Origin of the sequence: Moorena sp. SIO4G3 (assembly GCF_010692305.1) — a bacterium.
Classification (GTDB): domain Bacteria; phylum Cyanobacteriota; class Cyanobacteriia; order Cyanobacteriales; family Coleofasciculaceae; genus Moorena; species Moorena producens_A.
Map to the genome: position 1 here is coordinate 1 of NZ_JAAHIG010000535.1, position 4,846 is coordinate 4,846.

Consider the following 4,846-nt stretch of genomic DNA (forward strand, 5'->3'; position numbering starts at 1 on the left):
GTGTGCCGGAGACGAAACCTTAGAAGAGTGGAGCCTTTATGGTTAGTCGGCTATGGGTAAAAGGGTTAAAACTTTTTGATTAAGGCTCCACTCTTCTTACGGTAACTTCTAACCCCACGGTACGTTTGTATTTCAATTTGCTATTTTACTGGTTTTCGGTATCCGTTAAGATCCATGCGTTTTGGCGGTGCGACCCGTGGCGAATTTAATTCGCCGTTCGCGTAGCGTCTCCTACGGAGAACGGAAAGCGCACCGAAGAGGTTTTTCGCTCCTCGTGTACTAGTATCGCAAAACGCTCGTTGTTTTTAAATTGGCAGTACCGACGAATCCTACCTGTGCGCTTTCTACATGTTTATTCTAACATACTCTACTTAAAAGCCGTCGAACGAAGGACGGGGCTTGAGACCCAAAATTTTTGGTCACCGACTTGGCTATTTATAGGATACAGCAGGAGAAACCCTACTGCTGATAAACGTCGGCGTGGCTAAAGCCTTCTGGTTCAAGGAGCAAGCATTTTGGTAGGTGTCTACAGGTTCCACATACCCATCATTGTGACATACTAATCCCTGTACGTGCTTGGCACTAAGCATGAATTTGGGAAAAAAAACTGCCAACCTGCTAACCTGCCATCGGTCGCAGTCAGAGTAACTCAAAAATAGGCTCTTGCTGTAAGCAAAAGTGCTAAGACACTCAATAGACTGATAAAGCTGATTTTAAATCGTAAGGGAGAAAAGCCAGTGTTTGAGATCGTACGCACTCAAGACCAATACGAAACTTACATTCTCACTGACCACAATGCCCAGTCTCGATTAGAAGTGGTTCCTGAACGGGGTGGCATTGTCACTCGGTGGAATATCCAAGGTCAGGAGATTTTTTATCTTGATGCGGAACGCTTTAAAGATCCCAATCTGAGTGTACGGGGTGGCATTCCCATCCTCTTCCCCATCTGTGGAAACTTAGTTAATGATACTTATACATACCTTGGCAAAGACTATACTCTCAAACAACACGGCTTTGTCCGTAATTTGCCTTGGCAGGTGACTGATAGTGCAACGAATGACATGGCAGTGTTGACTCTCACCCTCAAGAGTAATGACCAAACTCGCTCTGTCTATCCCTTTGACTTCGAAGTTACCTTTACCTATCGATTAAAGGGCAACACCCTAGACATTGACCAGCGCTATACTAATCATTCCGCTGAACCGATGCCCTTTTCCACAGGTTTCCATCCCTACTTCTTGACGTCTGACAAAACTAAACTGGAGTTTGATATTCCTGCATCGGAGTATCAGGAGAAGCAAACTCAAGCAGTACATCCTTTCACTGGCAGTTTTGATTTTAGCTGTGATGAAATTGATGTAGCGTTTGGGCAACTCAGTGATAAGACTGCCAGTGTTACTGATCCCGAACGGGGATTAGCGATCGCATTGACCTACACTGATGTTTTCTCGACCTTGGTATTTTGGACAGTTCAAGGCAAGGACTTTTATTGCCTTGAACCTTGGAGTGCTCCCCGTAACGCTCTTAACACTGGGGAAAATTTAACTCACTTAGCTCCCGGAGAGAGTAGTGAGACATCGGTGAGGCTAACGGCGAAATTTTTCTAAATTTCCCTAGACATTTCCTTCTCAATGTGATATTCTTAGTAAAGGTATGTTTGAGAAAAGCTTACCGGGTCGCTAACTCAATGGTAGAGTACTCGGCTTTTAACCGATTAGTTCCGGGTTCGAGTCCCGGGCGACCCATTTTTAGCTAACTGTTAGTTAGCCTTATTTATCTATTGATACAAAGTCTAGATATGAGGCTAATGGTATTAGGTACTAGGTAAGTATTAAATAAGTACTAGGTAACTATGAGGTACTAGGTAACTATGAGGTACTAGGTACAACAGGCACACTTGACCACCTCTGTTGTTTAAGAGGGATACTTCCTGGGCTGGTCAGAACCCGCTCGCGCCAACGAACCTTAATTTATTGATCCAATCAGAAAGGTAACGAACTCTTCTCAAAACTCTTAGCAAAACTACCTATACTTTACTGTTTATCCAGATTTTCCCCAGGGGTACTTGGGGATTATTTTATAGATTTGGTAAGTTTTGTCCAGTTTTATAGACTCAGCTTTGTCTAGATGATCTAATCAAGAAATTTGAATAAAAGCTGCAAAATATCTTAAGATTATCTAAAGAATTAACCTGTCTTGATGCAGTCGCTCATGGGGGTTCCCCCCAAGACCGCACTGGTAGTCGCTCATGGGGGTCCCCCCCAAGACCGCGCTACCTCGCTGCATCGCTGTCTAGAAGCAACTAGATTGACATGTCTGGACTGGCGATTCTGTTCACGAGTCACTAGGGAGTGTCAGACGTGAGGCTTCTCGCCGGAATAGCTAACAAACAAAGTTAGGAGGAATATAATATGGCACTTGTACCCATGCGGCTACTGTTGGATCACGCAGCTGAGAACGGCTACGGGATTCCAGCATACAACGTTAACAACATGGAACAAATCCTGTCTATCATGCAGGCTGCTGAAGAAGCGGATAGTCCGGTAATCTTACAAGCTTCTCGTGGTGCCCGCAAATATGCAGGTGAGAACTTCCTCCGCCATCTGGTCACAGCAGCGGTGGAATCCTACCCTCATATTCCCATTGCCATGCACCAAGACCATGGCAATAGCCCAGCCACCTGCTATTCGGCAATTCGTAACGGCTTCACCAGTGTGATGATGGATGGCTCCTTGGAAGCTGATGCTAAGACTCCAGCCAGCTTCGATTACAACGTCAGTGTTACTGCCGAAGTAGTAAAAGTTGCCCATGCTATCGGTGTTAGTGTTGAAGGGGAACTGGGTTGCCTAGGTTCACTGGAAACCGGTAAAGGTGACAAAGAAGATGGTCACGGATTTGAAGGAACTCTGAGTCGCGACCAACTATTGACCGACCCCGACGAAGCAGTTGAATTTGTTGAGCGCACCCAAGTTGATGCTCTAGCTGTAGCTATTGGTACTAGCCACGGTGCTTACAAGTTCACCCGCAAGCCGACTGGAGAAATTCTTGCCATTAGTCGCATTGAAGAAATTCATAAGCGTTTGCCTAACACTCACTTGGTGATGCACGGTTCTTCCTCTGTGCCTCAAGAGTGGCTTGACATGATCAACCAGTACGGTGGTTCTATTCCTGAAACCTATGGTGTACCCCTTGAAGAAATTCAAAAGGGTATTAAGAGCGGTGTTCGTAAGGTTAACATTGACACCGACAACCGCTTGGCTATCACTGCTGCTATCCGAGAAGCTGCTGCCAAAGATCCTTCTAACTTTGACCCCCGTCACTTCCTCAAGCCTTCTATCAAATATATGAAGCAGGTTTGCTTGAAGCGTTACGAAGCCTTTGGTACTGCTGGTAATGCTAGCAAGATCAAGCAAGCGACTATCGATGTTTTTGCAACTAAGTATGCCAACGGTGAGTTAAGTGCTGTGGCGAAAAAAGCTGTAACTGCCTAGTTTTTAACGCTTAACAGGAAAATCATTGCTGTTTTGGTGAACCAAGAACAAGCAGAATTATTTGGGTAGCTGTTAAAGTTACCCAATTTTTTGTTATTAGTGATTAGTTATTTGAAAATTGCCTATTTTCAGATACTTAAAGCTGTCTTTGATACTCTTCCAGAATATCGATTAGATCCATCTGACACTGCATGGGTAGCAAATCTGCTAGGGGAACTTGCCGTTTACCACCACCTAGCTTCACAGAAATGCTTTGCAGGATTGGCATCATCTGGTCTTCTGTGATTGTATTAGTGTTACCGATTAGTAGGGGATAAAATTGTTCAGCCAAAGTGGTATGTAGATGGGCATCCCTGAGGTAAAGATGCCACTTGGCTACATCAATGTATACTTTGTCGCCAATTTCAGCCGCGAGAGTTTCAATTGCTTCTGTAGAACTTGGATTAGCCATGGTAATTAGCTGTTTCTAATTAATTGCATGTTGGGATATCTAAGGAATAATTAAAGTTGTTCGCGTAGCGTGGCCTTTGGCCAAGGTTTTAAGTTTAACTTAAGTTAATTTGCTGGCTTTGTGTTAACCGTCAACAGTTAACCGTCAACAGTTAACCGTCAACAGTTAACCGAAAATCAATTACTACAATTATCTTGGGTGATTTCATCCTTGAGGGGATTCGGTTGGAGGTTCTTGAGTAGGCAGGGGGGTATAGTTTGCGATCGCAAATATATAAACCCCATGTCCTACTAAAATCAATCCCCACAGACCAGTAAACCAGTATGCCCAAGTCCATTGAGCATACTGTATAGTTCTGAAAAACCACACTCCGGAATTACAAGCAGCAAAAATTGCCACATGTACAGCAAAGTTCATGCGGTCATCTAGACGACGGTAGGCTGGATCACGTCGATCAGGTTTACGAGGCCAACGAGGAGGCATAGATATTTGTCAGTTTTTTGTTGTGTAACGGCTTGGTCTGATACCAACCCTAGTCAGTTAATTTAATTTTAGAACCTAATGTTGGATTGAACATGATCCGAACCAAACAGTTTGTTCCTTTAAATATTGCAGTCATGACGGTGTCCGATTCCCGTACCGAAGCCACGGATAAGTCCGGTAAGCTGCTGGTTGAGAGTTTAACCGAGGCGGGGCATCACTTAGCGGAAAAGGTTATTGTTCCAGACAACATCTACAAAATCCGTGAGGTGGTTTCCCGATGGATTGCTGACGAATCCGTACAGGTAGTGTTGACTACAGGAGGAACTGGTGTTACAGGTCGAGATGGTACACCAGAAGCGATTCAACCCCTGCTGGATAAGGAAATCCAGGGCTTTGGTGAAATTTTCCGCATGATTTCCTA

Annotated in this window: 7 protein-coding genes and 1 tRNA gene; 5 read left to right on the forward strand and 3 right to left on the reverse strand. The window is 44.4% G+C overall.

Annotated features, from left to right (window positions below; genetic code table 11):
- Window positions 1-431: 431 nt before the first annotated feature.
- Entirely contained in the window at window positions 432-614 is a 183-nt protein-coding gene (locus F6J99_RS42085) for a hypothetical protein (protein WP_293122645.1), read from the reverse strand.
- Between the two features lie 123 nt (window positions 615-737).
- Between F6J99_RS42085 and F6J99_RS42090 the strand changes: the two genes are divergently transcribed.
- The 4 genes from F6J99_RS42090 (at window position 738) to fba (ending at window position 3,491) form a co-directional block, all read left to right on the forward strand.
- Window positions 738-1,607, forward strand: a complete 870-nt coding sequence (locus F6J99_RS42090) for an aldose epimerase (protein ID WP_293122647.1) — start codon at window positions 738-740, stop codon at window positions 1,605-1,607.
- 66 nt (window positions 1,608-1,673) lie between these two features.
- Window positions 1,674-1,745: transfer RNA gene (locus F6J99_RS42095), tRNA-Lys, on the forward strand.
- Window positions 1,746-2,211: 466 nt separating this feature from the next.
- Entirely contained in the window at window positions 2,212-2,364 is a 153-nt protein-coding gene (locus F6J99_RS42100; protein ID WP_293122650.1) for a hypothetical protein, read from the forward strand.
- 47 nt (window positions 2,365-2,411) lie between these two features.
- A complete protein-coding gene (gene fba / locus F6J99_RS42105; protein WP_070390956.1) occupies window positions 2,412-3,491 on the forward strand; it encodes a class II fructose-bisphosphate aldolase in 1,080 nt (359 codons plus the stop codon).
- A gap of 136 nt (window positions 3,492-3,627) precedes the next feature.
- Here the strand turns inward: fba and F6J99_RS42110 are convergent, their stop codons facing one another.
- Together F6J99_RS42110 and F6J99_RS42115 are read right to left on the reverse strand one after the other, a co-directional pair.
- Entirely contained in the window at window positions 3,628-3,942 is a 315-nt protein-coding gene (locus F6J99_RS42110) for a DUF3181 family protein (RefSeq protein ID WP_070390955.1), read from the reverse strand.
- 204 nt (window positions 3,943-4,146) lie between these two features.
- On the reverse strand, window positions 4,147-4,425 hold the full coding sequence (locus F6J99_RS42115) for a 2TM domain-containing protein (protein ID WP_070390954.1): 279 nt from the start codon (window positions 4,423-4,425) through the stop codon (window positions 4,147-4,149).
- 92 nt (window positions 4,426-4,517) lie between these two features.
- Here F6J99_RS42115 and F6J99_RS42120 point away from each other — a divergent pair.
- The coding region (locus F6J99_RS42120; RefSeq protein WP_293122654.1) for a molybdenum cofactor synthesis domain-containing protein at window positions 4,518-4,846 on the forward strand (329 nt) is incomplete at its 3' end.

Excerpts from the sequence above, each read along its gene's own strand:
- F6J99_RS42100 (WP_293122650.1), top strand. The coding sequence starts at position 2,212 with ATGGGGGTTCCCCCCAAGACCGCACTGGTAGTCGCTCATGGGGGTCCC.
- fba (WP_070390956.1), top strand. The coding sequence starts at position 2,412 with ATGGCACTTGTACCCATGCGGCTACTGTTGGATCACGCAGCTGAGAAC.
- F6J99_RS42110 (WP_070390955.1), bottom strand. The coding sequence starts at position 3,942 with ATGGCTAATCCAAGTTCTACAGAAGCAATTGAAACTCTCGCGGCTGAA.
- F6J99_RS42115 (WP_070390954.1), bottom strand. The coding sequence starts at position 4,425 with ATGCCTCCTCGTTGGCCTCGTAAACCTGATCGACGTGATCCAGCCTAC.